This is a genomic window from Rhizobium sp. RAF36, from assembly GCF_052114105.1.
Taxonomy (GTDB): domain Bacteria; phylum Pseudomonadota; class Alphaproteobacteria; order Rhizobiales; family Rhizobiaceae; genus Rhizobium.
Window position 1 is genome coordinate 251,007 of record NZ_JBFREC010000005.1, and the last position, 24,827, is coordinate 275,833.

Below are 24,827 nucleotides of genomic sequence, written 5' to 3' on the forward strand. Positions count from 1 at the left end.
GGTTTCCTCGACCTTATGTCCTGATCAGAGTGCCTTCTGGCACCCCTACCCTGTTTTCAGCCTACCGCGCCTTCTCGACGCGTTCAGCAAACTCGTTGGCCCGGCTTGCGGTGTCCCTGGCTGGCTGAAAGCCTGCCGGTTCGCCTTGTTTCCCGGGACGACTGTTCACAGTCATTGGCCCGCTTAACATGGTTTATGTCTGCCGCAAAGCCAGAAAATCAACCCCGCCAGATTGGTCAACACGCTATTGACGTGAAAAACGCCGGGAGGGCCGGTTTCCCGTTTCAGATCATGGCCATGCCGCCGTTTACGTGCAGCGTCTGGCCCGTCATGTAGCCCGCTTCGTTGGAGGCGAGATAGGCGACGGCGGAGGCGACTTCGGCGCCCGTACCCATGCGCTTCATCGGGATCGCGCCCATGATCGCGTCCTTCTGCTTGTCGTTCAGCTTGCCGGTCATGGCGCTTTCGATGAAGCCCGGCGCAACGCAGTTGACGGTGACGTTGCGGGTGGCGATTTCCTGCGCGAGCGACTTGGTGAAGCCGACCATGCCGGCCTTGGAGGCGCAGTAGTTGGCCTGGCCCGGATTGCCTGTCACCCCGACGATCGAGGTGATGTTGATGATGCGGCCGAAGCGGCGGCGCATCATCGGATGCGTCAGCTCGCGGGTCAGCAGGAAGGTCGAGGTCAGGTTGACCTGGATGACGCTGTCCCAGTCCTCATCGCTCATACGCACGAAGAGACCGTCCTTGGTGATGCCGGCATTATTGACGAGAATATCGACGCCGCCGAGCTCTTCTTCCGCCTTGGCGCCAAGCGCCTTGACTTCGTCGCGGTTCGACAGGTTTGCCGGGAAGATCTTGACCCGATCGCCGAGATCGGCTGCCAGCGCTTCAAGCTTCTCGACGCGCGTGCCGTGCAGGCCGACGATGGCACCCTGCTTGTGAAGGAGGCGGGCGATTTCCTCGCCGATGCCGCCGGATGCGCCTGTGACGAGAGCCTTACGGCCGGTAAGATCGAGCATGGGGGCGTTCCTTATGTCTGGTGGGGCCGATCAGGCCATGAGGGCGGCGATGGCCGCGTCGATATCGGCGGCCGAATTGACTGCGATGCCATTGACCGTCTTGTCGATGCGGCGCGCCAGACCTGTCAGCACCTTGCCGGAGCCGAGTTCATAGAGCGTCGTGACATTGTTGGCGGCAAACCATTCCACCGTTTCGCGCCAGCGGACCTGGCCAGTGACCTGCTCGACGAGCAGCTTGGCGATCTCATCGGCATTGGTCACCGGTGCTGCGCGCACATTGGCGATAACAGGCACGATAGGATCGGATTTCGAAACGCCGGCAAGCGCCTCGCGCATCGCGTCGGCGGCCGGTGCCATCAGCGTCGAATGGAAAGGAGCAGAGACCGGCAACAGGATGGCGCGCTTGGCGCCCTTTTCGGTCGCGAGCGCTGCCGCCTTTTCGACGGGCGCCTTCTCACCTGAAATCACCAGCTGGCCGCCGCCATTGTCGTTGGCGATCTGCACCGAACCGAGGCCCGAGGCTTCTTCGCAAACGGCGATCACATCGGCATGTTCCAGACCGATGATCGCCGCCATGGCACCGACGCCGACGGGCACGGCGGCCTGCATGGCATTGCCGCGGATGCGCAACAGGCGCGCGGTATCGGCCAGCGAGAACGTGCCAGCGGCACAGAGAGCGGAATATTCGCCGAGCGAGTGACCGGCGACATAGGAAACCTTCGACTTAAGATCGAGGCCCTTGGCCTGCAGCACGCGGATCACAGCCATGGAGACGGCCATCAGCGCCGGCTGGGCGTTTGCCGTCAGCGTCAGCGTCTCTTCGGGACCTTCGAACATGATGGACGACAGCTTCTCGCCGAGCGCCTCGTCGACTTCATCGAATACCGCACGGGCTTCGGCGAAGTTTTCGGAAAGCTCCTTGCCCATGCCGACAGCCTGGCTGCCTTGGCCCGGAAATGTAAAAGCGACCGTCATTTCAATATCCCTATTATGTCATTTGGGCGATTTCGCCTCCAATTGACGTTCTTTCCTGAGGAGTCAATAGCTCGTTCGCGGTCTCCAGAGCCTTTTGCAGGTGCGAGAAACCGGGCTTTTTGCACTTGCGCTCGCTCGATTCCCGCCTAAATTTGCGCCGCCCTCCCGTAGAGTATCCCACTCTCACTGCTTTCAAGGTTTTCCGATGAAGTTCAATACATTAGGCCGTACCGGCATTTCCGTCTCGCAAATCTGCCTGGGCACCATGACCTGGGGCACGCAGAACAGCGAAGAAGAAGCTCATGAGCAGATGAATTACGCTGTCGAAAAAGGCGTAAACTTCTTCGATACGGCCGAACTCTACCCGACGACGCCGCTTTCGGCCGAAACATACGGCCACACCGAGCAATTTATCGGCAGCTGGTTCGAAAAGACCGGCAAGCGCAAGGACGTGGTTCTCGCCACCAAGGTTGCCGGTCATGGCCGCTCCTATATCCGCGGCGGCGAAGGCGCAGATGCCAAGAACATGACGCTCGCCGTCGAAGCCAGCCTCAAGCGGCTGAAGACCGACTATATCGACCTCTACCAGATCCACTGGCCGAACCGCGGCCATTTCCACTTCCGCCAGAACTGGCACTACGATCCCTTCAAGCAGGACCGCGCCAAGGCTGCCGCCAATATTCTTGAGATTCTGGAGACGGCGGGCACACTGGTGAAGGACGGCAAGGTGCGCGCGATCGGCCTTTCCAACGAGACGACCTGGGGTATCCAGAAATATCTGACGCTCTCGGAGCAGAAGGGCCTGCCGCGCGTCGCCAGCGTCCAGAACGAATACAACCTGCTCTATCGCCATTTCGATCTGGATCTGGCCGAGCTGTCGCATCACGAAGACGTCGGCCTGCTCGCCTATTCGCCACTCGCCGCCGGCATTCTTTCCGGCAAGTACCAAAACGGCGAAAAGCCCGCGGGATCGCGCGCTTCGATCAACGGCGACCTCGGCGGCCGCCTGCAGCCGCTGCAGGAAGCGCCGACCAAGGCCTATCTCGGGATCGCCGCCAAGCACGGCCTCGACCCGTCGGCCATGGCGCTCGCCTTCTGCCTCACCCGCCGCTTCATGGCCTCGGTTATCATCGGCGCGACGACGATGGACCAGCTGAAGATCGATATCGGCGCCACCGACGTGAAGCTCTCGCATGAGGTCCTGGACGAGATCGAGAAGGTGCACCGGCAGTATCCGATGCCGCTGTAAGAAAAGAAGCGAGCCGCGCAATCCTTGCGCGGCTCTTCTCTTTGGTAGAGCTGCCATCCGGGCTTTACTCGTTAATTCACCTGTTACCCTTGCCTTCTCCCGAAAAACCCGTATAAGCGCCCCTGTTCGCAAACCCGGTCTTCTGGCTGGTGGCTGAACGGAGGGCCGGTTTCCGCGAGGGAATCGTCGGAACGGAAGCGTTCCAGCCTCCCGTGTCTCCGCTCTCGACCGTCTCGGAAACGCTTTTCTTGCCTGGGTTCGCCCATCAGGAGCAGTCGTTGAGGCTTAGCCGCCGAAGTTCGGGTTGAAACAAACGCAAGAAAGGCAAAGCTGTCATGGCTCTTTATGAACATGTATTCCTTGCCCGGCAGGATATTTCCGCTCAGCAGGTCGACGCCCTCGTAGAACAGTACAAGGGTGTCCTCGAAGCTAACGGTGGTAAAGTCGGGCGCGTCGAAAACTGGGGCCTCAAGTCCCTGACCTACCGCATCAAGAAGAACCGCAAGGCTCATTACGTTCTCGTCGACATCGACGCCCCGGCTGCTGCCGTGCAGGAAATGGAACGTCAGATGCGCATCAGCGAAGACGTCCTGCGCTACATGACGATCGCTGTTGAAAAGCACGAAGAAGGCCCGTCTGCCATGATGCAGAAGCGCGACCGCGACGACCGTGGCCCGCGTGAAGGCGGCGACCGTGGCCCGCGCCGCGACTTCGGCGATCGTCCGCCGCGCCGTGACGGCGACTTCCAGCGTGGCCCGCGTCCGGACCGCGCTCCCCGCGAAGACCGCGCTTAAGGAGACCTGATAATGTCTGAAGCTTCCTCCGCACCGGTTCGTCGCCCGTTCCATCGTCGTCGCAAGACTTGCCCCTTCTCTGGTGCAAACGCTCCGCGCATCGACTACAAGGACGTTCGTCTCCTGCAGCGCTACATTTCCGAGCGCGGCAAGATTGTTCCTTCCCGTATCACGGCTGTTTCCCAGAAGAAGCAGCGCGAACTCGCTCAGGCGATCAAGCGCGCCCGCTTCCTCGGCCTGCTGCCGTACGTCGTCGCCTAATCGGCTGACGCAAACGAATTGAGGGAAGGCAGAACTGCCTTCCCTGCTCCCTTTCGCGATGGGCGCGGATCGGAACTCTTAAAACCCATGTTGAGGTCTTTCTGAAACCGATTCAGAAAAATCCCTCTAACTGCTTGATAAAGCAGGACAGCGATCGTGAACAAACTGAACTCTAAAACGCTATTGATCGGCGCCCTCGCCGGTTTGACCGCCGCACTGCTGGTGCTCGGCGCGAGCGTTCAATTGTCGTTCAGCGCCGTGCTTTACGCCGCTTCCGCGCTGCCCATTCTTCTCGTCGGCCTCGGCTGGGGCAATGCCGCCGCTATCTCCGCCGTCGTGACCGCCGGTGTTCTCGGCGCCGTAGCCATCTCGCCGACCTTCGCGCTGATGATGACGCTGGTGACGCTGCTGCCGGCCGGCTGGATCAGCCACCTCGCCAATCTGGCGCGTCCGGCCTCCGAACTCGGCGGCCCCGACAATCTGATGGCCTGGTACCCGCTCTCCGACATCCTGCTGCATCTCTGCGGCCTGGTGACGCTTGCGGTCATCGTCACCGGCTTCATGATCGGCTACGGCCCGGATCTCGTCAGCCAGATGGTCGATACGCTGTTCACCTCCTTTGCCCAGCAGCAGCCGGAGCTGAACATCGACGCGGCGGCGGCGGCGCAGACCAAGTCGCTGCTGGTGCTGATGCTGCCTGCCATCCAGGGCTCGATGTGGGTGGTTCTGCTGTTTGCGGCCTATTACATCGCCACGCGGATCGTGAATGCCTCCGGCCGTGCGCTTCGTCCGCGCGAGGACATTCCGTCGGCGCTGCGCATGAACCGCAATTCGATCTTCATCTTCCTCGCCGGTCTGGCCGCCACCTTCTTCGGCGGCGTTCCGGCGATGATCGGAGCAACCGTCGTCGGCACGTTCGGTGCGGGCTTCCTGCTCTCCGGCTTCGCCTCGCTGCATTTCCGCACGCGCGGCAAGGACTGGCGCCTGCCGGCGCTGATCCTTTGCTACCTGGCATCGCTTCTCCTGATGCTGCCAGCCTTTTTCATCCTGGTCGTTGGTCTGTCCGATACGCGCAAAGCGATCGCACTGACCCCCAACAAGGATGGTGATGCCCCTAAACCAACAGATTCGAACATCTAAGAAAGGAACTCTAACATGGACGTCATTCTTCTCGAACGCATCTCCAAGCTCGGCCAGATGGGCGAAACCGTAAAGGTTCGCGACGGCTTTGCCCGTAACTACCTGCTGCCGCTCGGCAAGGCGCTGCGCGCCAACGAAGCTAACCGCAAGCGTTTCGAAGCCGAGCGTGCAACGCTCGAAGCCCGTAACCTCGAGCGCAAGTCGGAAGCCCAGAAAGTTGCCGACGTTCTCGACGGCAAGTCCTTCATCGTCGTCCGTTCGGCTGGCGAAACCGGCCAGATGTACGGCTCGGTCGCTGCTCGCGACGTCGTCGAAATCCTGGCTGCCGAAGGCTTCAACATCGGCCGTAACCAGGTTCACCTGAACACGCCGATCAAGGCAATCGGCTTGCACAAGGTTGCTATCCAGCTTCACGCCGAAGTCGAAATCCACGTCGAACTCAACGTTGCCCGTTCTGCCGAAGAAGCCGAACGCCAGCTCAAGGGCGAGACCCTGACCTCGGTCGACGCGATCTACGGCGTTGACGAAGACGCACTGCGTCCGGAAGACTTCTTCGATCCGGAAGCTGACGGCGTTGACGAAGACGAAGCATAAGCTTTGCATTCATCTGCTGATACGGAAAGCCCGGCCTTGCGCCGGGCTTTTTCGTTTCTAATTCTCCGCAACACTCTTCAGCGGTGCTGCGCTCTTGTCGATGCGCACCTCCACCGAGAGGCCGGGTGCCAGATCCTTTGCCAGCTCCTGGCCGGGGTCGATGCTGATGCGGACGCCGACGCGCTGGGCAACCTTGGTGAAATTGCCGGTGGCGTTGTCCGGCTTGATGACGGCGAATTCGGAACCGGCTGCCGGCGAGAAGCGCTCGACGCGGCCGGTCAGGCGGTGGTGGCCGAGTGCATCAACCGAGACGGATACCGGCTGGCCGACCTGCATGCCATCGAGCTGGGTTTCCTTGAAATTGGCGATCACCCAGACATCTTCGGGGACAACCGCCATCAGCTGCGTGCCTGACGTCACGTACTGGCCGATACGCACGCCGACCTCTCCGAGATGGCCATCTCGCGGCGCAACGATCGACGTGTTCTGCAGGTCGATCTCGGCAAGCTGAACCGCTGCCTCGGCGCCTGCGACATTGGCTTCCAGAGACGCGCGGTTGACGATGATCGTCGCCAGGCTCTGCCTGGAGACTTCGAGGGCCGCCTGCGCCTGATTGAGCGCAGCCTTCGCCTGATCGAGGGTTGCCTGGGCGGCTTCGGATTCGCTGGCCGAGGCGATGCCGCGATTGCTGAGATTGTCGACGCGATCCCAGGCGAGCTGAGCGCGTTTCAGCGCCGCGTTGGCGCTGTCGATCTGCGCCTGGCTGGAGGCAATCGTCGCCTGCGCGGAGAGTTCCTGCTGATGCGAATTGGCGAGCGAGGCCTTCTGGCCGTCGAGTGCGGCGCGCGACTGGGCCAGCTTCTGCGCATAGATGCGGTCGTCGATCTTGGCGAGGACCTGCCCCTGCTTGACGTGCTCGTAGTCTTTGACCGGGACGTCGACGACGTAGCCGCTGACCTGCGGGCTCATCAGCGTGACGTAGCCGCGGACGTAGGCGTTGTCTGTCGTCTCCACCGAGGTGACGAAGGGCGGCAGGCGCCAGGCATAGAGTACCAGCAGAATACCGGCGGCGCCGGCGATCAGCACGACTAGCGAGGTGGGCGAGCGGAGGGACTTGAACATGCGGACGGGGCCTCTGGCTCAGGATTGCGCAAGGGCTGCCTCCGGCCCGTTCTGCCAGGGCCGGCGCTTCCATGCGAGATGAAGAAGAAGGACGACGAGACCTGCCAGGCAGGACAGGAAGATCATGTAGAAGGCGTCGTTATAGGCAAGCACATAGGCTTCCCTCGTTACCTGCTGGCCAAGCAGCGAGAGGCCCTCGGCATTCAGCAGCGTCTTGTCGGTGATGACCTTGCCGTAGGCCGCCGAAAGCTGTGATACCCGCTGGGCGACGATCGGATCGGTGAGCAGAATATGCTCGACGAGAACGTTCGAATGAAACTTCTCGCGGATGACCACGAAGGTGCCGAGCACCGATGAAGCAAAGAGCGAGCCGATCGACTGGGTGAACAGGAAGATCACCAGGAAGTTGACGATATAGGGCATGCCCTTGGCGAGCACGGCGGCAAAGCCCTTGGACATCACCGGCGGCAGGAACATCGCGGCACCGGCAGCGACCATCGCCTGGCTCAGATACATTTCCGGCGGGCGTGTCAGGCTGGTCGACTGACTGTCGATATAGGCACCAGCAGCGATCAGGATCAGCGCCAGCACATGGGCGGTCTCGACATAGCGCGTCACCATCAGATAGGCGCAGAAGAGCCCGCCTGCGAGCGACGACAAGAGGATGATCCCGTAGAGGTGGATCGTCTGGTCGTTGAGCAGGCCGAGCTGCTGATAGAAATTCGCCGCCGTCGTCGATTGCTCCGAGGAGACGAAGCGGAAGAGCAGCAATAGGCCTGCCATACGCAGGTTCGGGCCTGACAGAACCCAACGCAGATCGATCATCGGATTGGCGCGCGGCAGCTCGATCAGGAACATCAGCGTCAGGGCTCCGATCGAGACAGCCAGCACGACGCCGAGCCAGGGCACTTCGAACCACCAGTAGAGCCGCCCGAGCGTGAGCACGACGGCGAGGCAGCCGAAGCTGACGGCGAGCAGCAGATAGCTCAGGATATCGAGCCGCTGGATGACATTGGCGCGCGGCGGCGCCGTCAGCGGCAGCAGGTAGATGACCGGCAGCGCAATCAGCGCCAGTCCCATCTCGAACGTGTAGAGAGCGCTGTAGCCGCCGAGATCGAGCAGCGAGGGAGAGATGATGCGGGCGATCGGCGCGGCAAACAGCGTGTTCATCAAGGCAAGGCTAAGCCCCACCGAAAGCTTCTTCTCCGGCGGGAAGGCTTCCAGCATATAGAGGAAGCCGAGCGTCGAGAGCGGAGCGGCCGCCATGCCGCTGATAGCGCGCACGACGATTGCCGAATGCAGATCGGTGATCAGCAGGTTCATCATCGAGGCGAAGAGGAAGCAGATGATGCTGAATTCCGCGAAGCGGCGCAGGCCATATTGCGTGCGGATCTTGAAGAGCGCGATGGCGAGGCTGGCATAGGGCGCCATATAGGCGGCGGAAAGCCAGGACACTTCGATCGTGGTCGCCGAGAACGAGCCCTGCAGCTGATAGATATTGGCCGTCAGCAGGTTCATCCCCAACCCCTGGGTCAGGAAGAACAGCACCGATGAGGCCATGTAGAGCGGCACCTTCCAGCGGGCCAGCGGCGCCGGCAGTACAGGCGCTGCGGGCGGCGGCATAACGGCCTCTTCCTCGCCCTTGCGGGCGGGCCCAGCATTGTCGTTGGCTGTCTCGGCGAGGCTCATACGAGCATCCTCATTGCCCGCGAACGGCCGCCAGGTTTGCCTGCATCGCGCGGATAACATTCAAGGTAGTCCGGAGATCGCTTTCGGGAATACCGGAGATGATCTGGCCGCGAATATCCTCGGCCAGCGCCTCGACTTCGCCGGCAACCACCCGCCCGGAATCCGTCATGTAGATTTCCTTGGCGCGCCGATCCGAGCCGGCGACGCGTCGCTCGACATAGCCCTGCCCTTCCATCGCATCGAGAATGCGCACCAGCGTCGGGGTCTCCAGCTCCAGCCGGTCGGCGAGCTCGCGCTGGTTGATGCCGTCCTTCTTGTTGAGATTGAAGAACACCCGGGCGCGTGGCAGCGTCATGTTGCGCTCCCTCACCCTGGCATCGAAAGTCGCTCTCAGCTTGCGGGTGAAGGCAGCGATATCTTCAATCAGTTCGCGGCCAAGCAGCTTATTCGCCATAGATTCCAGTCCATTTTTGTTAGTGCACTAATTATATTACTGCTATCTAAATCAAAATTTGTATTTTTTCAAGTGCTAACTTCAGGCGCTTGCGGGTAAAATGACCGCTATGGAATCGGCGCCTGAGTCGCAGCCTTCCTGCCGTGTCCCCAGGGTGACACGATAGCATATTTTGTCCACAGGCTCGAAGCCGCTGTGGACAAGTCGAACAACGTGCAAAGCGCAATGGATTTTGACGACCGGCGGGCGCTGTTGCAGCCATGCACTTGCATTTGCGGGTGGCTGTCTTCAAATCCGGGATAGAAACGATAGAACGGATGACGATGAACGACGCAGCGCGAAAGATTGCAGCCGTTGCTCCTGCCGAGCAGCACTACCGCGAAGCCCCCAACAATATCGAGGCGGAGCAGGCGCTTCTGGGTGCGATCCTGATGAACAACGACGCCTATTACCGGGTGTCCGACTTCCTCAAGCCGATCCATCTCTACGAGCCGCTGCACCGGAAGATCTTCGAGGTCGCGGGCGACATCATCCGCATGGGCAAGATCGCAAACCCGGTGACGATCAAGACCTTCCTGAAGGCCGACGAGAAGGTCGGCGACATGACGGTCTCCGAGTATCTCGCCCGCCTCGCCCGCGAAGCCGTCACCATCATCAATGCCGAAGACTACGGCCGCGCCATCTACGACCTGGCGCTGCGCCGCGCGCTGATCACCATCGGCGAGGATGTCGTCAACATCGCCTATGACGCGCCGCTCGACATGCCGCCGCAGGCGCAGATCGAAGACACCGAGCGCCGGCTGTTCGAACTGGCCGAAAACGGCCGCTACGACGGCGGCTTCCAGTCGTTCAACGACGCCGTGGCGCTGGCGATCGACATGGCCGCCGTCGCCAAGGAGCGCGATGGCGGCCTCTCCGGCATCTCCACCGGCATTCACTCGCTCGACGGCAAGATGGGCGGGTTGCAGCGCTCCGACTTGATCGTGCTCGCCGGACGCCCGGGCATGGGCAAGACCTCACTTGCCACCAACATCGCTTACAACATCGCCGCCGCCTATGAAGGCGAAGTGCAGGCAGATGGCAGCATGAAGGCCAAACAGGGCGGCGTCGTCGGCTTCTACTCGCTCGAAATGTCGTCCGAACAGCTGGCCACGCGTATCATCTCCGAGCAGACGGAAGTCTCCTCCTCGAAGATCCGCCGCGGCGACATCAATGACGCCGATTTCGAAAAGCTCGTCGCCTGCTCGATGATGATGCAGAAGGTGCCGCTCTATATCGACCAGACCGGTGGTATCTCGATCGCCCAGCTTTCGGCGCGCGCCCGCCGCCTGAAGCGCCAGCGCGGCCTCGATTGCCTGGTGGTGGACTATATCCAGCTGATGACCGGCTCCGGCAAGTCGGGCGAAAACCGCGTTCAGGAAATCACCCAGATCACCACAGGCCTCAAGGCGCTCGGCAAGGAACTCAACGTTCCGATCGTGGCGCTGTCGCAGCTGTCGCGTCAGGTCGAAAGCCGCGACGACAAACGCCCGCAGCTCTCCGACCTGCGTGAATCGGGCTCGATCGAGCAGGACGCGGACGTCGTGCTCTTCGTGTTCCGCGAGGAATATTACGTGAAGAACCTCGAGCCCCGCGATCCCGCCGATCCGAAATATGCGGAATGGGAAGCGCTGTTCGACAAGGTCAAAGGCACGGCCGACGTGATCATCGCCAAGCAGCGCCACGGACCGACCGGCACCGTCAAGCTCGCCTTCCAGTCGGAGTTCACCCGCTTCGCCGACTTGGCCGAGCCGTCGTTCACGCAATACGAAGAGCATTGATCTTCGCCGTAATTTGACACAGAGCCCTCATGTTGGCACAATCGCCAACATGAGGGCTCAGTTGCTTCGGCGTTCGAAAACGATGCTGTCGGATGGTGCAATCGTCGAGATTGTGATCTGGAAATTGCCTCAGCCTTTGCTGGGAAGTCAGCATAGCTACAAATACAGCCTGTTTTATGGATATCCGGGCAAACGTGTCGTCGGCTTCGACAACGAAAGAGGCAAAGGCGACCACAAGCATCTCAAAGACCACGAAGAGCCCTATGACTTCACCACGATTAGGAAACTGATTGCTGACTTTCTTCGAGATGTAGAGATCAGGAGGCAACGCCGCCAATGACCACCGCCATCATCCGAATTCAACGGAACGACGAAACGGCTCTGCACGATGCGCTGGAGGGATTTGCCGCCGCGTGGGAGACCGGCGAAGAACAGGAACATGTCTTCAGCTTCGCCTCCCCTGAACAGTTGTTCGGCGTATTGACGCCCAAGCGGTGGACGCTGATCGAGACACTGCAGAAACTCGGACCTTCAACCTATCGCGCCCTCGCCTCCGCGCTCTCCCGCGATGTCAAACGGGTTCACGACGACACCGCACCTCTCATCGAGTGGGGTCTCGTCGAACTTAATGACGAAGGTCGCATCCATGTACCCTATGATGTCATCCACGCGGATTTCGACCTACGCAGCGTCGCCTGACGGGGACGACATTGCTGCAATGCAGCGACGGGCTTCCCCTCTGACGTCATGCGCTTTAGACTGGCCGGAGACTCCTCTCCGGCCTTTCTTTTTGATGTGTGCGATGACCGATATTTCCGACGCCTTTGAAGACGATCATTTTGAATCCGCCGGTCTGCGGCTGACGGTGGATCTCTCCGCGCTTGCCCAGAACTGGCGGGACATGGCGCGACGGTCCGGAAAGGCGCGGGCATCGGCAGTCGTCAAGGCGGACGCCTACGGCATGGGGATCGAGGATGCCGGTGAGACGCTTTACATGGCCGGTGCGCGCGACTTCTTCGTGGCGACCGTCGATGAGGGGGTGACGCTCAGGCTTTATGCGCCGGAGGCGCGCATCTTCGTGCTCTCCGGCATATGGCCGGGCACCGAGCGGCGGTTCTTCGAGAACGATCTGGTGCCCGTGATCTCCTCCGAGGAGCAGCTCGCCTTCTGGATGGCGGTGCTGTCGGAGTATGGCGATTATCCCTGCGCGCTGCATGTCGATACCGGCTTCAACCGGCTTGGGCTCCATATCGATGAAGCCCTGGCGCTGGCCGACGACGTGTCGCGTCCGGCAAGCTTTGCGCCCGTCCTCGTCATGAGCCATCTTGCCTGCGGCGACGATCAGCTTTCGCCGATGAACAAGCAGCAGCTTGAATCATTCCGCAAGGTTACCGCCGCCTATGAAGGTATCGATTCAAGCCTGGCGGCTTCCGCCGGCATCTTCCTTGGCGACAACTACCACTTCGACCTGACCCGCCCCGGCATCGCGCTTTATGGCGGCGAGGCGGTCAACGGCATGGCAAACCCGATGCGTCCGGTCGCCACCGCCGAAGCGCGGGTGATCCAGGTGCGCACCGTGCGCGCCGGAGAGAGCGTCAGCTACGGGCGGGCGCTGAAACTCACCCGCGACAGCCGGCTGGCGATCGTCGCCGCCGGTTATGCGGATGGCTACATGCGCAGCCAGTCGAGCGGTGGCGTGCCGCTGCGCAATGCGCTGCCACAGGGCGGCCAGGGCTTCTTCGAGGGATACACGGTGCCCGTTGCCGGGCGGATCACCATGGACCTGACGATCTTCGACGTCACCGACCTGCCGGACAATCTGATCCGCGCCGGAGACTACATCGAGCTGTTCGGCAAGAATATTCCCGTCGATGACGCGGCGCGTGCCGCCGGCACGATCGGCTACGAGATGCTGACCAGCGTTGGCCTGCGCCACGAACGGAAATACGTCGCCGACGAGGAATAGGCGCGCTTAGCGAGTGGTGAGCGCCAGGCGGACGCCGAGCGCCACCAAGAGCGCGCCGAGCCCGCGATCAAGCCACAGGCCGATCTTGCGATTGCCCTTGACGAGTTCGGCGAGCTTTCCGCCTGCAAGGATCAGCGGCGGCTCGATGAGCATCGCCACCGCAATGATCAGGACGCCATGGACGGCAAGCTGCAGCCAGACCGGGCCAGCGCCTTCGACGACGAATTGCGGCAGGAAGGCGAGGAAGAAGATCGCCACCTTCGGATTGAGCAGCGAGACCAGCACGCCCTGCCGGTAGATCCGGTGCCAGGCCATCGTTTCCGCCGCCGCCTTGATGAAGCCCCCCTCGCCGCCCGACCGCAGAGCCTGAATGCCGAGCCAGACCAGATAGCCGACGCCGACCCACTTGACCGCGGAAAAGGCAAAGGCCGATGCGGCCAGTACCGCCGACAGGCCGAAGGCGGCAAACAGCACATGCATGAACGCCCCGCTCCAGACGCCGAAGACGGCAGAAAAACCGGCGCGCGTGCCGCTCTTGATCGTATGGCCGAGGATGAAGGCCATATCCGGTCCTGGCGACAGGTTCAAAAGAACGGCGGCTGTCAGGAAAGTAATCCAATGGGCGAGCGAATAATCGAGCACGAGCAATGTTCCATGAAATGAGCATCGCAACCTGCCACCGCGGCCGATGATAGGAAAATCATTAGTTTTGATTGGTGCCGCGGCCTCAATTGAGGGAGCGCGTTGAAGGCCGATCCGCCGGTGTTAAATAGGCGGCCGCGCTTGTGCACGGCCGCCCCAAATTCGGTTTTGGATTACTCTTCGTCGGAGCCGCCATCTCCGTCGTCACCGTCTCCGTCATCGGCACTATCGTCGCTGTCGTCGGCTTCATCTGCACTGGACTCTTCGTCCGTGGCCGATTCCTCCTGTGTCATCGCCTCTTCGACAACGCTCTCCTCACTCTCGTAGGAGGACTCGATGGTCTCCGATTCTTCGGACACATATTCCGAATAGGAGAAGGACGCATCGGAAGTATCGCTTTCCCAGCTGGAAACTTCGGTTACCGATACGGCCTCGTTGTAGGATTCCATCGTGATGACGGCGGCAACCGCGACCACGGCGCCGCCGCGCTCCAGCGAAAGCGCGACATCCGAATGGCCTGCCTTCAGATCGCGCCTGACAGCGACATCGACATCGACGGGCTTATGAACCTTATGGCCATGAACCTCGGAAAGAACGTCGCCCGGCTTGATCCCTTGCTTGTCGGCAACGCCGCCCGGCTTTACGGAAAGTACCAGAACGCCATGCTCTCCCTTGGCGAGCTTGAACTTCTTGACGACGGCCTTGTTGACCGGCAGCAGAAGCGCATCAAGCGCCTTGGAGATCGAGGGTTTCGGCAATCCGTCTGCAGGGGGCGTTGCAGCGGCTGCGGGATATATTGCGAGCGGCGAAGCGATGTTCGCGGCAATGACAAACGCGCGAACAGCAAGGTATGATTTTTTCAAGTCAATCTCCACCATAGACACGAGCCGGCCGATGCCGGACTCCGCGTGCTATAAATGGCCCTCTCGGCTTAATAATTCGCCAATAGATCAGCAGATCATTAAACTAAAGTCGCATGCGCGTGTGCTGCTCTGACCGCACGCCTATCGCCTGTTGCGTCGGGCGCCGAACGGACCGACATATGGATGAAAGAGCGAATCATCCGCGACCGGATGGCGGCGCCAACTCCAGAATTGAAAGTCCAAGCTGATGGCGAAGGCCAGAACTCAATTCACCTGCCAGAACTGCGGCACGGTCCACAACCGCTGGGCCGGAAAGTGCGAAGGCTGCGGCGAGTGGAATACCATCGTCGAGGAAGATCCGATGGGCGGCATCGGCGGCGGACCGGCCAAAACGCCGAAGAAGGGGCGTCCCGTTACCCTCACCGCGCTTTCGGGCGAGATCGAGGAAGCGCCGCGCATCCATACCGGCATCTCCGAACTCGACCGGGCGCTCGGCGGCGGCTTCGTGCGTGGCTCGGCGGTGCTCGTCGGCGGCGATCCCGGTATCGGCAAGTCGACGCTGCTGATGCAGGCGGCGGCGGCATTGTCGCGCCGTGGACACAAGATCATCTATGTCTCGGGCGAAGAAGCCGTCGCCCAGGTGCGCCTGCGCGCCCAGCGGCTGAACGCGGCCGATACCGCCGTGATGCTGGCTGCCGAAACCAATGTCGAGGACATCCTCGCGACGCTTGCCGAGGGCAAGCGCCCCGATCTGGTGATCATCGATTCCATCCAGACGCTCTGGAGCGACCTGGCGGAATCGGCACCGGGCACCGTCACCCAGGTCAGAACCGGCGTTCAAGCGATGATCCGTTTCGCCAAGCAGACGGGTGCCGCTATGGTGCTCGTCGGCCATGTCACCAAGGACGGCCAGATCGCCGGACCGCGCGTCGTCGAACACATGGTCGATGCCGTCCTCTATTTCGAGGGCGATCGCGGCCATCACTACCGCATCCTGCGCACGGTCAAGAACCGCTTCGGACCGACCGACGAGATCGGCGTCTTCGAAATGTCCGACAAGGGCCTGCGCGAAGTTGCCAACCCTTCAGAGCTGTTCCTCGGCGAACGCAACGAAAAATCGCCGGGGGCGGCGGTGTTTGCCGGCATGGAAGGCACGCGGCCGATCCTCGTCGAGGTGCAGGCGCTGGTGGCGCCTACCTCGCTCGGCACGCCGCGCCGCGCCATCGTCGGATGGGACTCGGCCAGGCTTTCGATGATCCTTGCGGTGCTCGAAGCCCATTGCGGCGTGAAGCTCGGCCAGCACGACGTCTATCTGAACATCGCCGGCGGCTACCGGATCTCCGAGCCGGCAGCCGATCTGGCAGTCGCATCGGCCCTTGTTTCCTCGCTTGCCGGTATTGCTCTCCCGGCCGATTGCGTCTATTTCGGCGAAGTCAGTCTGTCGGGGGCCGTCCGACCGGTTGCGCACACCGCCCAGCGCCTCAAAGAAGCCGAGAAGCTGGGATTTTCTGCAGCGCTGCTTCCAACAGCGACCGCCGATCTGCCGAAGGGCACGGGCGGACGCTGGAACGAGATAGAGAGCCTGCCGGACCTGGTCGCGCGCATCGCCGGATCGAAGGGTGCGCTACGACGTGTGGAAGACGACGGTTGATCCTTTCATTGCCGCAAACGGTAGTGATATAGGATGCACACGAATGAGGCGCGGCCCGCTTGCGGAAACGTAAGGGCCCTGGAGTTGAATTTATATGCCCATTACGATTTTCGACGGTATTGTCATCGGCGTCGTACTCTTCTCCGCCGTATTGGCGATGGTCCGCGGTTTTTCCCGTGAGGTCCTGTCGATCGCAAGCTGGGGTGGCTCGGCTGCCGCAGCCTACTACCTCTACCACTACCTGGTGCCCTACGCGAAGAAGTACACCGATGACGACCGCATCGCGATCGTCGGCTCTGCCGCGGTCGTGTTCCTGATCGCGCTGATCGTCATCTCCTTCATCACCATGAAGATTGCCGATTTCATCATCGACAGCCGTATCGGCGCGCTTGACCGTACTTTGGGCTTCCTCTTCGGTGCTGCACGCGGCATACTGCTGCTCGTCGTTGCCGTCGCCTTCTGGAACTGGCTTGTCGATGCCGATCACCGTCCGGGCTGGGTCAACAACGCCAAGTCAAAGCCGTTCCTCGACTCGATGGTCGTGAAGCTGCAATCGGTCCTGCCGGAAGAATTCGCCCAAATGGTGCGCACGAGCGTGATGGACAAGGTTCTTCCGCCGAGCGAAAATACGGGCAACGCCAATGCACCGGCCGCCGATCAGGCGCCGGCGGACGATGCAGCACCGGCCGCACCCGCAGCCCCTGCGCAACCGCAGTCGAATTGACACAGTGTTCAACAGCTTGACCTGCGCAACGGCAATTGCCATTTGAGCGGGACGTACAGTAAAGGTCCGGCCGGGCAACCGCTCTGCCGGGCCTCAGCCGTTTAAAACGCATGATCACGGCGTCATGCTATGGAAAAGCCGATCCATTCTTGTGAGAGCAAAGGCCCGCATCGATGAACCAGTCCTATTCCCTGACGCTCAATGACGAACTCGACGGGGATACGCTCCACGAAGAGTGCGGCGTCTTCGGTATTCTCGGCCATCCCGATGCGGCAACGCTGACGGCGCTCGGGCTTCACGCCCTCCAGCACCGCGGACAGGAAGCCGCCGGTATCGTCTCCTTCGACGGACTGCGCTTCCATTCGGAACGGCATATGGGTCTGGTCGGCGACCACTACACCAATCCGACAACGCTGGCCCGCCTGCCCGGCAACATCTCGATCGGTCACAACCGCTATTCGACCACGGGCGAAGTGGCGCTGCGCAACGTGCAGCCGCTGTTTGCCGAACTCGAAGTCGGCGGCATCGCTATTGCCCATAACGGCAACTTCACCAACGGCCTGACCCTTCGCCGCCAGCTGATCGCCGGTGGCGCCATTTTCCAGGCGACGTCCGATACCGAAGTCGTTCTCCACCTCATCGCCCGCTCGCGCTACACCTCGACTGCCGACCGCTTCATCGACGCCATCCGCCAGATGGAAGGCGGCTATTCGATGTTGGCGATCACCCGCACCAAGCTGATCGCCGCCCGCGACCCCACCGGCATCCGCCCGCTGGTGATGGGCGAACTCGACGGCAAGCCGATCTTCGCGTCCGAAACCTGTGCGCTTGACATCATCGGCGCAAAGTTCATCCGCGACGTCGAGAATGGCGAAGTCATCATCTGTGAGATCCAGCCGGATGGCTCGATCACCATCGACGCCCGCAAGGCCGGCAACGGTCAGCCGGAGCGCCTCTGCCTGTTCGAATATGTCTATTTCGCCCGTCCGGATTCGGTCGTCAGCGGCCGCAGCGTCTATGTTGCCCGCAAGAACATGGGCATCAACCTCGCCAAGGAAGCGCCCGTCGAAGCCGACGTCGTCGTTCCCGTTCCCGACGGCGGCACGCCGGCGGCACTCGGCTATGCGCAGGAGAGCGGTATTCCCTTCGAATACGGCATCATCCGCAACCATTATGTCGGCCGCACCTTCATCGAGCCGACGCAGCAAATCCGCGCCTTCGGCGTGAAGCTGAAGCATTCCGCCAACCGGGCGATGATCGAAGGCAAGCGCGTCGTGCTCGTCGACGACTCGGTCGTGCGTGGCACGACATCGCTGAAGATCGTGCAGATGATCCGCGATGCCGGCGCCAAGGAAGTGCATCTGCGCGTCGCCAGCCCGATGATTTACTACCCCGACTTCTATGGCATCGATACGCCGGATCGCGACAAGCTGCTCGCCAACCAGTACGAGAGCCTGGAAGCGATGTGCAAATATATCGGCGCCGACTCGCTTGAATTCTTGTCGATCAACGGCCTCTACCGTGCCGTCGGCGGAGAAGACCGCAACAACGCCCGCCCGCAGTTCACCGACCACTATTTCACCGGCGACTACCCGACCCGCCTGCTCGACAAGGATGGCGAGACTGTAGGCCGCAAGGTCTCGCTACTGGCGACCAACGGCTGACCGTATCGGCTTTGACATTTTATCGAGGGGCGCTTATTGCGCCCTTTGTTTTTCCTGTGACGCAGAGACCGGGGCACAATGACTATCAACCTTGAAGGCAAGATCGCACTCGTGACCGGCGCTTCGCGCGGCATCGGCTACTTCACCGCGCTCGAACTCGCCAAGGCCGGCGCGCATGTGATTGCCTGCGCCCGCACTGTCGGCGGCCTCGAGGATCTCGACGATGCGATCAAGGCCGCGGGCGGCAGCGCCACGCTGGTGCCGTTCGATCTTGCCGACATGGACGCCATCGACCGTCTCGGCGGCTCGATCTTCGAGCGCTGGGGCAAGCTCGACATTCTCGTCGCCAATGCCGGCGTGCTCGGCGTCATCTCGCCGATCGGCCATGTCGAGGCGAAGACTTTCGAGAAGGTGATGAATATCAATGTCAACGCGACTTGGCGGCTGATCCGTTCCGTCGATCCCCTGCTCACCCGCGCCGAAGCCGGCCGCGCCGTGATCCTGTCCTCGGCCGCCGCCCACAAGTGTCGCCCGTTCTGGGGGCCCTACTCCGCCTCCAAGGCCGCCGTCGAGGCGCTGGCCCGCACTTGGGCCGGTGAAAGCCAGTCGACGCCGCTGCGCATCACCAGCGTCGATCCGGGCGCCACCCGCACCGCCATGCGCGCCCAGGCCGTTCCCGGCGAAGACCCGGCAAGCCTGCCGCATCCGTCGGAAGTCGCCAAGGCCATCCTGCCGCTCACCGGCCCCGATGTCACCGAAACGGGCAAGCTCTTCATCGTCCGCGAAAACAAGCTGGTCGATTACCACCTACCGTCGTGAGCTAGCTCCACGGCCTGGAAAAATACGGCGCCAACCCGCTCTCCGGGCATAGCGCGTTGAGATCGACCGCGCCCTTGATGCCTTCCACCTTCCCATCGTCGGCGAATTGCCAGAGCGACCAGCGGCTGCAATTCGGCCGGTGCGCGATGCTGCGGATCCAGAGGTCGTGCGGCGGGAAGCGGCTTTCGTTGCCGGCGAAATATTGCTCGAAGAAACTCTCGTTCATGTAGAACAATGGCCGGCCGGGATAGCGGCTGCCGAGGCGCGTGTAGAAGGCTGATAGCTCGGCGCTGAGTTCGTCCAGCGTCGGCACCTTGCCGCAATTGCCGGTGAATTCGAGGTCGAGCGCCAGCGGCAGGGCATCAGCATCGGCGGGGATGGTGGCGAGCACGTTATCCGCCTGCTCTGCGCCCGGGCGGCAGAAGGTGAAGAAGTGGTAGGCGCCGCGGATGATGCCGGCGTCCCTGGCTGCCTGCCAATTCGCCGCGAATTTCCGGTCGCGATGATCGCCGCCCTCCGTTGCCTTCATGATGACGAAGCGGATGTTGGGCTGGCCCTTGAGGCGTGCCCAGTCGATGTCGCCCTGATGGTGGCTGATATCGATGCCCTGGATTGGATAGTCGGCGAGTGATGGCGGCGAGAATGGCGTCATGGCCCGATCGTATGCCAGATAGGCGCCGGCGGCGACAACCGTCAGGATGATGGCGGTGATGAGCAGGCGGAAGACGCGGCGCACGTGATTGATCTCATCTGTTTCAGTTGCGGTGATAGCATGGAAATGGCACGCATTGATGCCCGGCCCTTCGCTTGGCGCTTCGGGCGTTCGGCCCTACGATCGATTCACGGGATCGATCGCTGCGGCTTTGCCGAACCGGGCCTCACCCCCACTTGACCAATCACCGTTCCCGCGCCATAAAACGCGCCATGAAAACGGTTATCTGCATTAACTGCCGGAAGATTATTCGCTAGCGCGCTCGCTGGCCTGGCCGTTTTCGTCTCCCAAATACGCAAAGAGATAAACGCCCCGGCCCGCCGGTGGTGGCATTTTTCGGAACATTGCATTGGGAGAACAAGACATGGCCGGTCAGGCTGAACTTCGACTGTACAACACGCTGACGCGCGAAAAGACGGATTTCGAACCGATCGATCGCGACAATGTCCGCATGTATGTCTGCGGCCCGACCGTCTATGATTTCGCCCATATCGGCAATGCCCGCCCGGTCATCGTCTTCGACGTGCTGTTCCGGCTGCTGCGGCATGTCTATGGCACCGAAAAGGTCGTCTATGCGCGCAACATCACCGACGTCGATGACAAGATCAACGCCCGCGCTTTGCGCGATTATCCCGGCCTGCCCCTGAACGAGGCGATCCGCCGCGTCACCGAGAAGACCGAGACGCAGTTTCTCGACGACGCCAGATCGCTCGGCTGCCTTGAGCCGACGCATCAGCCGCGGGCGACCGAGAATATCGGTGGGATGATCGAGATCATCGAAAAGCTGCTGGCCAATGGCCACGCCTATCAGGCCGAGGGCGAAGTGCTGTTCGACACCCGCTCGATGCGCGATTACGGCCAGCTGTCGAAGCGCAATCTCGACGAACAGCAGGCGGGCGCGCGCATCGCCGTCGATGCCCACAAGAAGAACCCCGGTGACTTCGTGCTCTGGAAGCTTTCGTCGCATAACGAACCCGGCTGGGAGAGCCCCTGGGGCCGCGGCCGTCCGGGCTGGCATATCGAGTGCTCAGCGATGAGCCAGCGCTATGTCGGCGAGGTCTTCGACATTCACGGTGGCGGGCTCGACCTGATCTTCCCGCACCATGAAAACGAGATCGCCCAGTCGCGCTGCGCCCACGGCACCGAGGTGATGGCGAATGTCTGGATGCATAACGGCTTCCTGCAGGTCGAAGGCCGCAAGATGTCGAAATCCGAAGGCAATTTCGTCACCATCTACGAGCTGCTGCACACCGAAAAATTCGGCGGCCGTAAATGGCCGGGCGAAGTGCTGCGACTGGCAATGCTGATGACGCATTACCGCGAGCCGATCGATTTCTCGATCAAGCGGCTGGAGGAAGCGGAGCGGCTGCTGGCAAAGTGGCCGGCGGTTGATGTCGGCAATGCCGAGCCGGATGCGGCGGTGCTGGCGGCGCTTGCGGATGACCTGAACACGGTGGCCGCCGTGCAGGCGCTGCATGCACTGGCACAGGGCGGCGATCCCTCGGTGTTTGCGGCCAGTGCGGCGTTGCTCGGCGTTTTGCCGGAGAAGACCGAGGTGGACGAGGCCGTCGCCCTCGATATCGACCGGCGTGTCGCGGCGCGGCTTGAGCTGTTGAAGGCGAAGAATTTTGCCGAGGCGGACAAGCTGCGTGACGAACTGCTGGCCGAGGGCGTGCAGCTGAAAGACGGCAAGGATGCGGCAACCGGCGAACGTGTGACGACTTGGGAGCTGAAGCGGTGAGATCATTGGTCTTTGCCAAGTCCCCTCCCCAACCCCTCCCCACAAGAGGGAGGGGCTTAGCGGCCGCCTCGCCTGGTTGTCACCTCTCAAATTGCGCCGATGCAATGACGATGTCTGCAAGCGGTGCCACAAGTAAGCCCTCCCCCTTGTGGGGAGGGTTGGGAGGGGGCTTTTTTCAGGACCCGGGATCGCGGAGGACGATGCAATGACAGTCTACACCGGTGGATGCCAGTGCGGTGCCGTTCGCTTCCGGGTCGAGGGCGAGCTGACGCATTCGTCGATCTGTCATTGCCGCATGTGCCAGAAGGCGTCGGGCGGCTATTATGCGCCGCTGGTCTCGGTCCGGGGCGCCGATCTGACTTGGACACGCGGGGAGCGCAAGCGCTTCAAGTCTTCCAACTTCGCCTGGCGCGGTTTCTGCTCCGATTGCGGTACGCCGCTGACCTATGAGGCGCCGGACGGTCTGGCGATTGCGGCCGGTACCTTCGACGATCCGGCCGCGCTGCCGCCGACGATTCAATACGGCATCGAAGCCAGGCTTACCTTTGTCGACCGACTGCATGACCTGCCCGGCATCCGCACCGAAGACGATCTCGAGGCGGCGGAGTTCATCAACGAGATCGTCTCCTACCAGCACCCGGATCACGACACCTCCGTGTGGCCGCCGGAGGACAGGTCGTGAATGGAACGCGGGACAAGAGCGGTGGCTGCCAGTGCGGCGCGGTGCGCTACCGCACTACCGGCGAGCTCGGCTATCCGCATGTCTGCCATTGCCGCATGTGCCAGAAGGCAGCCGGAAACTATTCGCTGCCGCTCGCCGGTGTCATGCGTTCTGATTTCGACATCACGCGCGGTGAACCGAAATGGTTTCATTCATCCGATCTCGTGCGCCGCGGCTTTTGCGGCGAGTGCGGTACGCCGTTGTTCTACGATGTTCCGGGCGCAGAGTTCATCAACATCACCCTCGGCTCGCTCGACGAGCCGCAATCCGTCAAGCCGGTCGCGCAATCGAACATGGCGAGCAAGATGCGCTGGTCGCATGAGCTTGACGCCTTGCCCGTCGAGCCGGAACCCGAAAGCAGTGAGCGCGAAGACGCGATCGCATCGAGCAATCACCAGCATCCCGACCACGACACCGATCATTGGCCCCCTGGAGAATCAAGATGAGTGACCCCATTCGAACAGGCGGCTGCCAGTGCGGCGCGATCCGTTTCCGCATCTCCGGCAAGCTCGGCCGCCCCTCCATCTGCCATTGCCGCATGTGCCAGAAGCAGTTCGGCGGCTTCTTCTCGGCGCTGGTGACGGCGCCCGAGGACGGGATGGAATGGACGCGCGGCGAGATCAGCTATTTCCAGTCGTCGATCAATATCGAGCGCGGCTTCTGCAGCGATTGCGGCACGCCGATGACCTACCGGCATCCGGGCGGCCTGGAACTGGCGATCGGCAGTTTCGACGAACGGGACGACCTGCAGCCGCAGGTGCAGGTCAACCATGACGCCCGGCTTCCCTGGATCGAGAAGATCTTCGATGCGCCGGTTCACACGGATCCGGATTTCTACGCGCGCCAGGAGGCGATCATCTCCTTCCAGCATCCCGATCACGATACCGAAAACTGGCCGGCGAAAGGCTTCAAGGCATGACCGAAGTGTTGCGGACGCTCTATCCTGAAATCGAGGCCTATGCGTCAGGCCATCTCGATGTCGGTGACGGCCACAGGATCTACTGGGAGCGCTCGGGCACGCCGGGCGCCAAGCCGGCGGTGTTCCTGCATGGCGGCCCGGGCGGCGGCTTCTCGCCGGTTCATCGCCGCCTCTTCGATCCCAAGCTCTACGATGTGATGCTGTTCGACCAGCGCGGCTGCGGCAAGTCCACCCCGCATGCGAACCTCGAGGCCAACACCACCTGGGATCTCGTTGCCGATATCGAACGGCTGCGCGAGATGGCAGGCGTCGACAAATGGCAGGTCTTCGGCGGCTCCTGGGGCTCGACGCTGGCGCTTGCCTATGCCGAAAAGCACCCGGAACACGTTTCGGAACTGATCGTGCGCGGCATCTACACGCTGACCAAGGCCGAGCTCGACTGGTACTATCAGTTCGGTGTCTCCGAGATGTTTCCGGACAAGTGGGAGCGCTTCATCGCCCCCATCCCGCTGGACGAGCGCCACGAGATGATGCAGGCCTATCACCGCCGCCTCACCGGTTCGGACCGGGCGGTGGCGCTTGAGGCCGCGCATGCCTGGAGCATCTGGGAGGGCGAGACGATCACCCTGCTGCCGGAGAAATCGACCAGCGGCAAGTTCGAGGAGGCCGAGTTCGCCTATGCCTTTGCCCGCATCGAGAATCATTTCTTCGTCAATGCCGGCTGGATGGACGAAGGGCAGCTGCTGCGCGATGCGCACAAGCTGAAGGAAATTCCCGGCGTCATCGTCCACGGCCGTTACGACATGCCCTGCCCGGCCAAATATGCCTGGCAGCTGCACAAGGCCTGGCCGAAGGCGGAGTTTCATCTGGTCGAGGGTGCGGGACATGCATTTTCGGAGCCGGGGATACTCGATCAGCTGATCCGGGCGACGGACAGGTTTGCGGGGAAGGCCTGAGGTGGCCATCCTCGTCCTTCGAGGCCCTTCGGGCACCTCAGGATGAGGATGGAGGCAGCCTGCCGGGCGCCTCATTTCGAGGACCTTAAGCTTCTCAGGATGAGGACGGAGGTTCGCGCCGCCGTGGATCGAGAGCCCGAGGGCACAACGATCAACCCTCATGGTGAGGAGGCCCCAAGGGGCCGTCTCGAACCACGAGGCCGGTGAGCGTGAAGACGACCAAGGCACAATCGCTGCCTGAGAGACATGCGTGCCAGATGGCACAACGACCAGCCCTCATGGTGAGGGAGGCCCGCAAGGGCCGTCTCGAACCACGAGGGCGGGTGACA

Annotated in this window: 26 protein-coding genes; 18 read left to right on the plus strand and 8 right to left on the minus strand. The window is 61.9% G+C overall.

Annotated elements, in window-relative coordinates:
• Positions 1-284: 284 nt before the first annotated feature.
• The gene (gene fabG / locus AB4Z25_RS19275; protein WP_112390863.1) at positions 285-1,022 is read right to left on the minus strand and encodes a 3-oxoacyl-[acyl-carrier-protein] reductase; all 738 of its coding nucleotides are present in this window, start codon (positions 1,020-1,022) and stop codon (positions 285-287) included.
• Between the two features lie 30 nt (positions 1,023-1,052).
• Complete coding sequence (gene fabD, locus AB4Z25_RS19280) at positions 1,053-1,997, minus strand: ACP S-malonyltransferase (RefSeq protein ID WP_112537526.1); 945 nt, start codon at positions 1,995-1,997, stop codon at positions 1,053-1,055.
• 205 nt (positions 1,998-2,202) lie between these two features.
• On the opposite strand from fabD, the gene AB4Z25_RS19285 reads away from it, so the two are divergent.
• The 5 genes from AB4Z25_RS19285 (at position 2,203) to rplI (ending at position 6,035) form a co-directional block, all read left to right on the plus strand.
• Positions 2,203-3,246, plus strand: a complete 1,044-nt coding sequence (locus tag AB4Z25_RS19285; RefSeq protein ID WP_112537527.1) for an aldo/keto reductase — start codon at positions 2,203-2,205, stop codon at positions 3,244-3,246.
• Positions 3,247-3,581: 335 nt separating this feature from the next.
• On the plus strand, positions 3,582-4,040 hold the full coding sequence (gene rpsF / locus AB4Z25_RS19290) for a 30S ribosomal protein S6 (RefSeq protein WP_112390859.1): 459 nt from the start codon (positions 3,582-3,584) through the stop codon (positions 4,038-4,040).
• Positions 4,041-4,052: 12 nt separating this feature from the next.
• Positions 4,053-4,301 carry a 30S ribosomal protein S18 gene (gene rpsR, locus AB4Z25_RS19295; protein WP_004680498.1) on the plus strand — a complete coding sequence of 83 codons (249 nt, stop codon included), beginning with the start codon at positions 4,053-4,055 and terminating at the stop codon, positions 4,299-4,301.
• A gap of 156 nt (positions 4,302-4,457) precedes the next feature.
• Positions 4,458-5,441: a DUF2232 domain-containing protein gene (locus tag AB4Z25_RS19300; RefSeq protein ID WP_112537528.1), complete on the plus strand. Its 984-nt coding sequence runs from the start codon at positions 4,458-4,460 to the stop codon at positions 5,439-5,441.
• 15 nt (positions 5,442-5,456) lie between these two features.
• Positions 5,457-6,035 (plus strand): 50S ribosomal protein L9, encoded by a 579-nt coding sequence (gene rplI / locus AB4Z25_RS19305; protein WP_112517079.1) that lies wholly within the window; start codon positions 5,457-5,459, stop codon positions 6,033-6,035.
• A gap of 57 nt (positions 6,036-6,092) precedes the next feature.
• Here the strand turns inward: rplI and AB4Z25_RS19310 are convergent, their stop codons facing one another.
• From AB4Z25_RS19310 to AB4Z25_RS19320, 3 genes are read right to left on the minus strand one after another with little or no spacing between them, the layout of a single operon-like run.
• The gene (locus AB4Z25_RS19310; RefSeq protein WP_112537529.1) at positions 6,093-7,157 is read right to left on the minus strand and encodes an HlyD family secretion protein; all 1,065 of its coding nucleotides are present in this window, start codon (positions 7,155-7,157) and stop codon (positions 6,093-6,095) included.
• A gap of 18 nt (positions 7,158-7,175) precedes the next feature.
• Positions 7,176-8,846 carry an MFS transporter gene (locus AB4Z25_RS19315; protein WP_112537530.1) on the minus strand — a complete coding sequence of 557 codons (1,671 nt, stop codon included), beginning with the start codon at positions 8,844-8,846 and terminating at the stop codon, positions 7,176-7,178.
• A gap of 10 nt (positions 8,847-8,856) precedes the next feature.
• Positions 8,857-9,300 (minus strand): MarR family transcriptional regulator, encoded by a 444-nt coding sequence (locus AB4Z25_RS19320; RefSeq protein WP_112537531.1) that lies wholly within the window; start codon positions 9,298-9,300, stop codon positions 8,857-8,859.
• 323 nt (positions 9,301-9,623) lie between these two features.
• On the opposite strand from AB4Z25_RS19320, the gene AB4Z25_RS19325 reads away from it, so the two are divergent.
• The 4 genes from AB4Z25_RS19325 to alr all read left to right on the plus strand — a co-directional run bounded on the left by AB4Z25_RS19325 (position 9,624) and on the right by alr (position 13,086).
• The gene (locus AB4Z25_RS19325) at positions 9,624-11,120 is read left to right on the plus strand and encodes a replicative DNA helicase (protein ID WP_112517338.1); all 1,497 of its coding nucleotides are present in this window, start codon (positions 9,624-9,626) and stop codon (positions 11,118-11,120) included.
• Positions 11,121-11,202: 82 nt separating this feature from the next.
• The gene (locus tag AB4Z25_RS19330; RefSeq protein WP_442208830.1) at positions 11,203-11,460 is read left to right on the plus strand and encodes a toxin-antitoxin system TumE family protein; all 258 of its coding nucleotides are present in this window, start codon (positions 11,203-11,205) and stop codon (positions 11,458-11,460) included.
• Entirely contained in the window at positions 11,457-11,819 is a 363-nt protein-coding gene (locus AB4Z25_RS19335; RefSeq protein ID WP_112390853.1) for an HVO_A0114 family putative DNA-binding protein, read from the plus strand. The genes AB4Z25_RS19330 and AB4Z25_RS19335 overlap by 4 nt, the downstream gene beginning before the upstream one ends.
• Positions 11,820-11,922: 103 nt before the next feature.
• A complete protein-coding gene (gene alr, locus AB4Z25_RS19340) occupies positions 11,923-13,086 on the plus strand; it encodes an alanine racemase (RefSeq protein ID WP_112537532.1) in 1,164 nt (387 codons plus the stop codon).
• Between the two features lie 6 nt (positions 13,087-13,092).
• Here the strand turns inward: alr and AB4Z25_RS19345 are convergent, their stop codons facing one another.
• Positions 13,093-13,728: a LysE family translocator gene (locus AB4Z25_RS19345; protein WP_442208831.1), complete on the minus strand. Its 636-nt coding sequence runs from the start codon at positions 13,726-13,728 to the stop codon at positions 13,093-13,095.
• 173 nt (positions 13,729-13,901) lie between these two features.
• On the minus strand, positions 13,902-14,591 hold the full coding sequence (locus AB4Z25_RS19350; RefSeq protein WP_112537534.1) for a PDZ domain-containing protein: 690 nt from the start codon (positions 14,589-14,591) through the stop codon (positions 13,902-13,904).
• A gap of 247 nt (positions 14,592-14,838) precedes the next feature.
• On the opposite strand from AB4Z25_RS19350, the gene radA reads away from it, so the two are divergent.
• From radA to AB4Z25_RS19370, 4 genes are all read left to right on the plus strand, one after another.
• Positions 14,839-16,242, plus strand: coding sequence for a DNA repair protein RadA (gene radA, locus AB4Z25_RS19355; RefSeq protein WP_112537535.1), 1,404 nt, complete (start codon positions 14,839-14,841; stop codon positions 16,240-16,242).
• A 94-nt stretch (positions 16,243-16,336) separates the two neighbouring features.
• Positions 16,337-16,966: a CvpA family protein gene (locus AB4Z25_RS19360; RefSeq protein ID WP_112390848.1), complete on the plus strand. Its 630-nt coding sequence runs from the start codon at positions 16,337-16,339 to the stop codon at positions 16,964-16,966.
• Positions 16,967-17,139: 173 nt separating this feature from the next.
• Positions 17,140-18,630 carry an amidophosphoribosyltransferase gene (purF, locus tag AB4Z25_RS19365; RefSeq protein ID WP_112537536.1) on the plus strand — a complete coding sequence of 497 codons (1,491 nt, stop codon included), beginning with the start codon at positions 17,140-17,142 and terminating at the stop codon, positions 18,628-18,630.
• Between the two features lie 78 nt (positions 18,631-18,708).
• Positions 18,709-19,449 carry an SDR family NAD(P)-dependent oxidoreductase gene (locus tag AB4Z25_RS19370; RefSeq protein ID WP_112517085.1) on the plus strand — a complete coding sequence of 247 codons (741 nt, stop codon included), beginning with the start codon at positions 18,709-18,711 and terminating at the stop codon, positions 19,447-19,449.
• A 1-nt stretch (position 19,450) separates the two neighbouring features.
• Here the strand turns inward: AB4Z25_RS19370 and AB4Z25_RS19375 are convergent, their stop codons facing one another.
• Positions 19,451-20,185: a GH25 family lysozyme gene (locus AB4Z25_RS19375; protein ID WP_112537537.1), complete on the minus strand. Its 735-nt coding sequence runs from the start codon at positions 20,183-20,185 to the stop codon at positions 19,451-19,453.
• A gap of 340 nt (positions 20,186-20,525) precedes the next feature.
• Here AB4Z25_RS19375 and cysS point away from each other — a divergent pair, with 340 nt between their 5' ends.
• From cysS to pip, 5 genes are all read left to right on the plus strand, one after another.
• On the plus strand, positions 20,526-21,902 hold the full coding sequence (gene cysS, locus AB4Z25_RS19380; protein WP_112537538.1) for a cysteine--tRNA ligase: 1,377 nt from the start codon (positions 20,526-20,528) through the stop codon (positions 21,900-21,902).
• Positions 21,903-22,107: 205 nt separating this feature from the next.
• Positions 22,108-22,584 carry a GFA family protein gene (locus AB4Z25_RS19385; protein ID WP_112537540.1) on the plus strand — a complete coding sequence of 159 codons (477 nt, stop codon included), beginning with the start codon at positions 22,108-22,110 and terminating at the stop codon, positions 22,582-22,584.
• Positions 22,581-23,069: a GFA family protein gene (locus tag AB4Z25_RS19390; protein WP_112537541.1), complete on the plus strand. Its 489-nt coding sequence runs from the start codon at positions 22,581-22,583 to the stop codon at positions 23,067-23,069. Before AB4Z25_RS19385 ends, AB4Z25_RS19390 begins: the two co-directional genes overlap by 4 nt.
• Entirely contained in the window at positions 23,066-23,542 is a 477-nt protein-coding gene (locus tag AB4Z25_RS19395; protein WP_112537542.1) for a GFA family protein, read from the plus strand. The genes AB4Z25_RS19390 and AB4Z25_RS19395 overlap by 4 nt, the downstream gene beginning before the upstream one ends.
• Positions 23,539-24,498 (plus strand): prolyl aminopeptidase, encoded by a 960-nt coding sequence (gene pip / locus AB4Z25_RS19400; RefSeq protein ID WP_112537543.1) that lies wholly within the window; start codon positions 23,539-23,541, stop codon positions 24,496-24,498. Before AB4Z25_RS19395 ends, pip begins: the two co-directional genes overlap by 4 nt.
• Positions 24,499-24,827 lie beyond the last annotated feature (329 nt).

Bases quoted from the DNA above. Each gene is read 5' to 3' on its own strand.
- fabG (WP_112390863.1), bottom strand. From the start codon at position 1,022: ATGCTCGATCTTACCGGCCGTAAGGCTCTCGTCACAGGCGCATCCGGC.
- fabD (WP_112537526.1), bottom strand. From the start codon at position 1,997: ATGACGGTCGCTTTTACATTTCCGGGCCAAGGCAGCCAGGCTGTCGGC.
- AB4Z25_RS19285 (WP_112537527.1), top strand. From the start codon at position 2,203: ATGAAGTTCAATACATTAGGCCGTACCGGCATTTCCGTCTCGCAAATC.
- rpsF (WP_112390859.1), top strand. From the start codon at position 3,582: ATGGCTCTTTATGAACATGTATTCCTTGCCCGGCAGGATATTTCCGCT.
- rpsR (WP_004680498.1), top strand. From the start codon at position 4,053: ATGTCTGAAGCTTCCTCCGCACCGGTTCGTCGCCCGTTCCATCGTCGT.
- rplI (WP_112517079.1), top strand. From the start codon at position 5,457: ATGGACGTCATTCTTCTCGAACGCATCTCCAAGCTCGGCCAGATGGGC.
- AB4Z25_RS19310 (WP_112537529.1), bottom strand. From the start codon at position 7,157: ATGTTCAAGTCCCTCCGCTCGCCCACCTCGCTAGTCGTGCTGATCGCC.
- AB4Z25_RS19315 (WP_112537530.1), bottom strand. From the start codon at position 8,846: ATGAGCCTCGCCGAGACAGCCAACGACAATGCTGGGCCCGCCCGCAAG.
- AB4Z25_RS19320 (WP_112537531.1), bottom strand. From the start codon at position 9,300: ATGGCGAATAAGCTGCTTGGCCGCGAACTGATTGAAGATATCGCTGCC.
- AB4Z25_RS19325 (WP_112517338.1), top strand. From the start codon at position 9,624: ATGAACGACGCAGCGCGAAAGATTGCAGCCGTTGCTCCTGCCGAGCAG.
- AB4Z25_RS19330 (WP_442208830.1), top strand. From the start codon at position 11,203: ATGCTGTCGGATGGTGCAATCGTCGAGATTGTGATCTGGAAATTGCCT.
- AB4Z25_RS19335 (WP_112390853.1), top strand. From the start codon at position 11,457: ATGACCACCGCCATCATCCGAATTCAACGGAACGACGAAACGGCTCTG.
- alr (WP_112537532.1), top strand. From the start codon at position 11,923: ATGACCGATATTTCCGACGCCTTTGAAGACGATCATTTTGAATCCGCC.
- radA (WP_112537535.1), top strand. From the start codon at position 14,839: ATGGCGAAGGCCAGAACTCAATTCACCTGCCAGAACTGCGGCACGGTC.
- AB4Z25_RS19360 (WP_112390848.1), top strand. From the start codon at position 16,337: ATGCCCATTACGATTTTCGACGGTATTGTCATCGGCGTCGTACTCTTC.
- purF (WP_112537536.1), top strand. From the start codon at position 17,140: ATGAACCAGTCCTATTCCCTGACGCTCAATGACGAACTCGACGGGGAT.
- AB4Z25_RS19370 (WP_112517085.1), top strand. From the start codon at position 18,709: ATGACTATCAACCTTGAAGGCAAGATCGCACTCGTGACCGGCGCTTCG.
- cysS (WP_112537538.1), top strand. From the start codon at position 20,526: ATGGCCGGTCAGGCTGAACTTCGACTGTACAACACGCTGACGCGCGAA.
- AB4Z25_RS19385 (WP_112537540.1), top strand. From the start codon at position 22,108: ATGACAGTCTACACCGGTGGATGCCAGTGCGGTGCCGTTCGCTTCCGG.
- AB4Z25_RS19395 (WP_112537542.1), top strand. From the start codon at position 23,066: ATGAGTGACCCCATTCGAACAGGCGGCTGCCAGTGCGGCGCGATCCGT.
- pip (WP_112537543.1), top strand. From the start codon at position 23,539: ATGACCGAAGTGTTGCGGACGCTCTATCCTGAAATCGAGGCCTATGCG.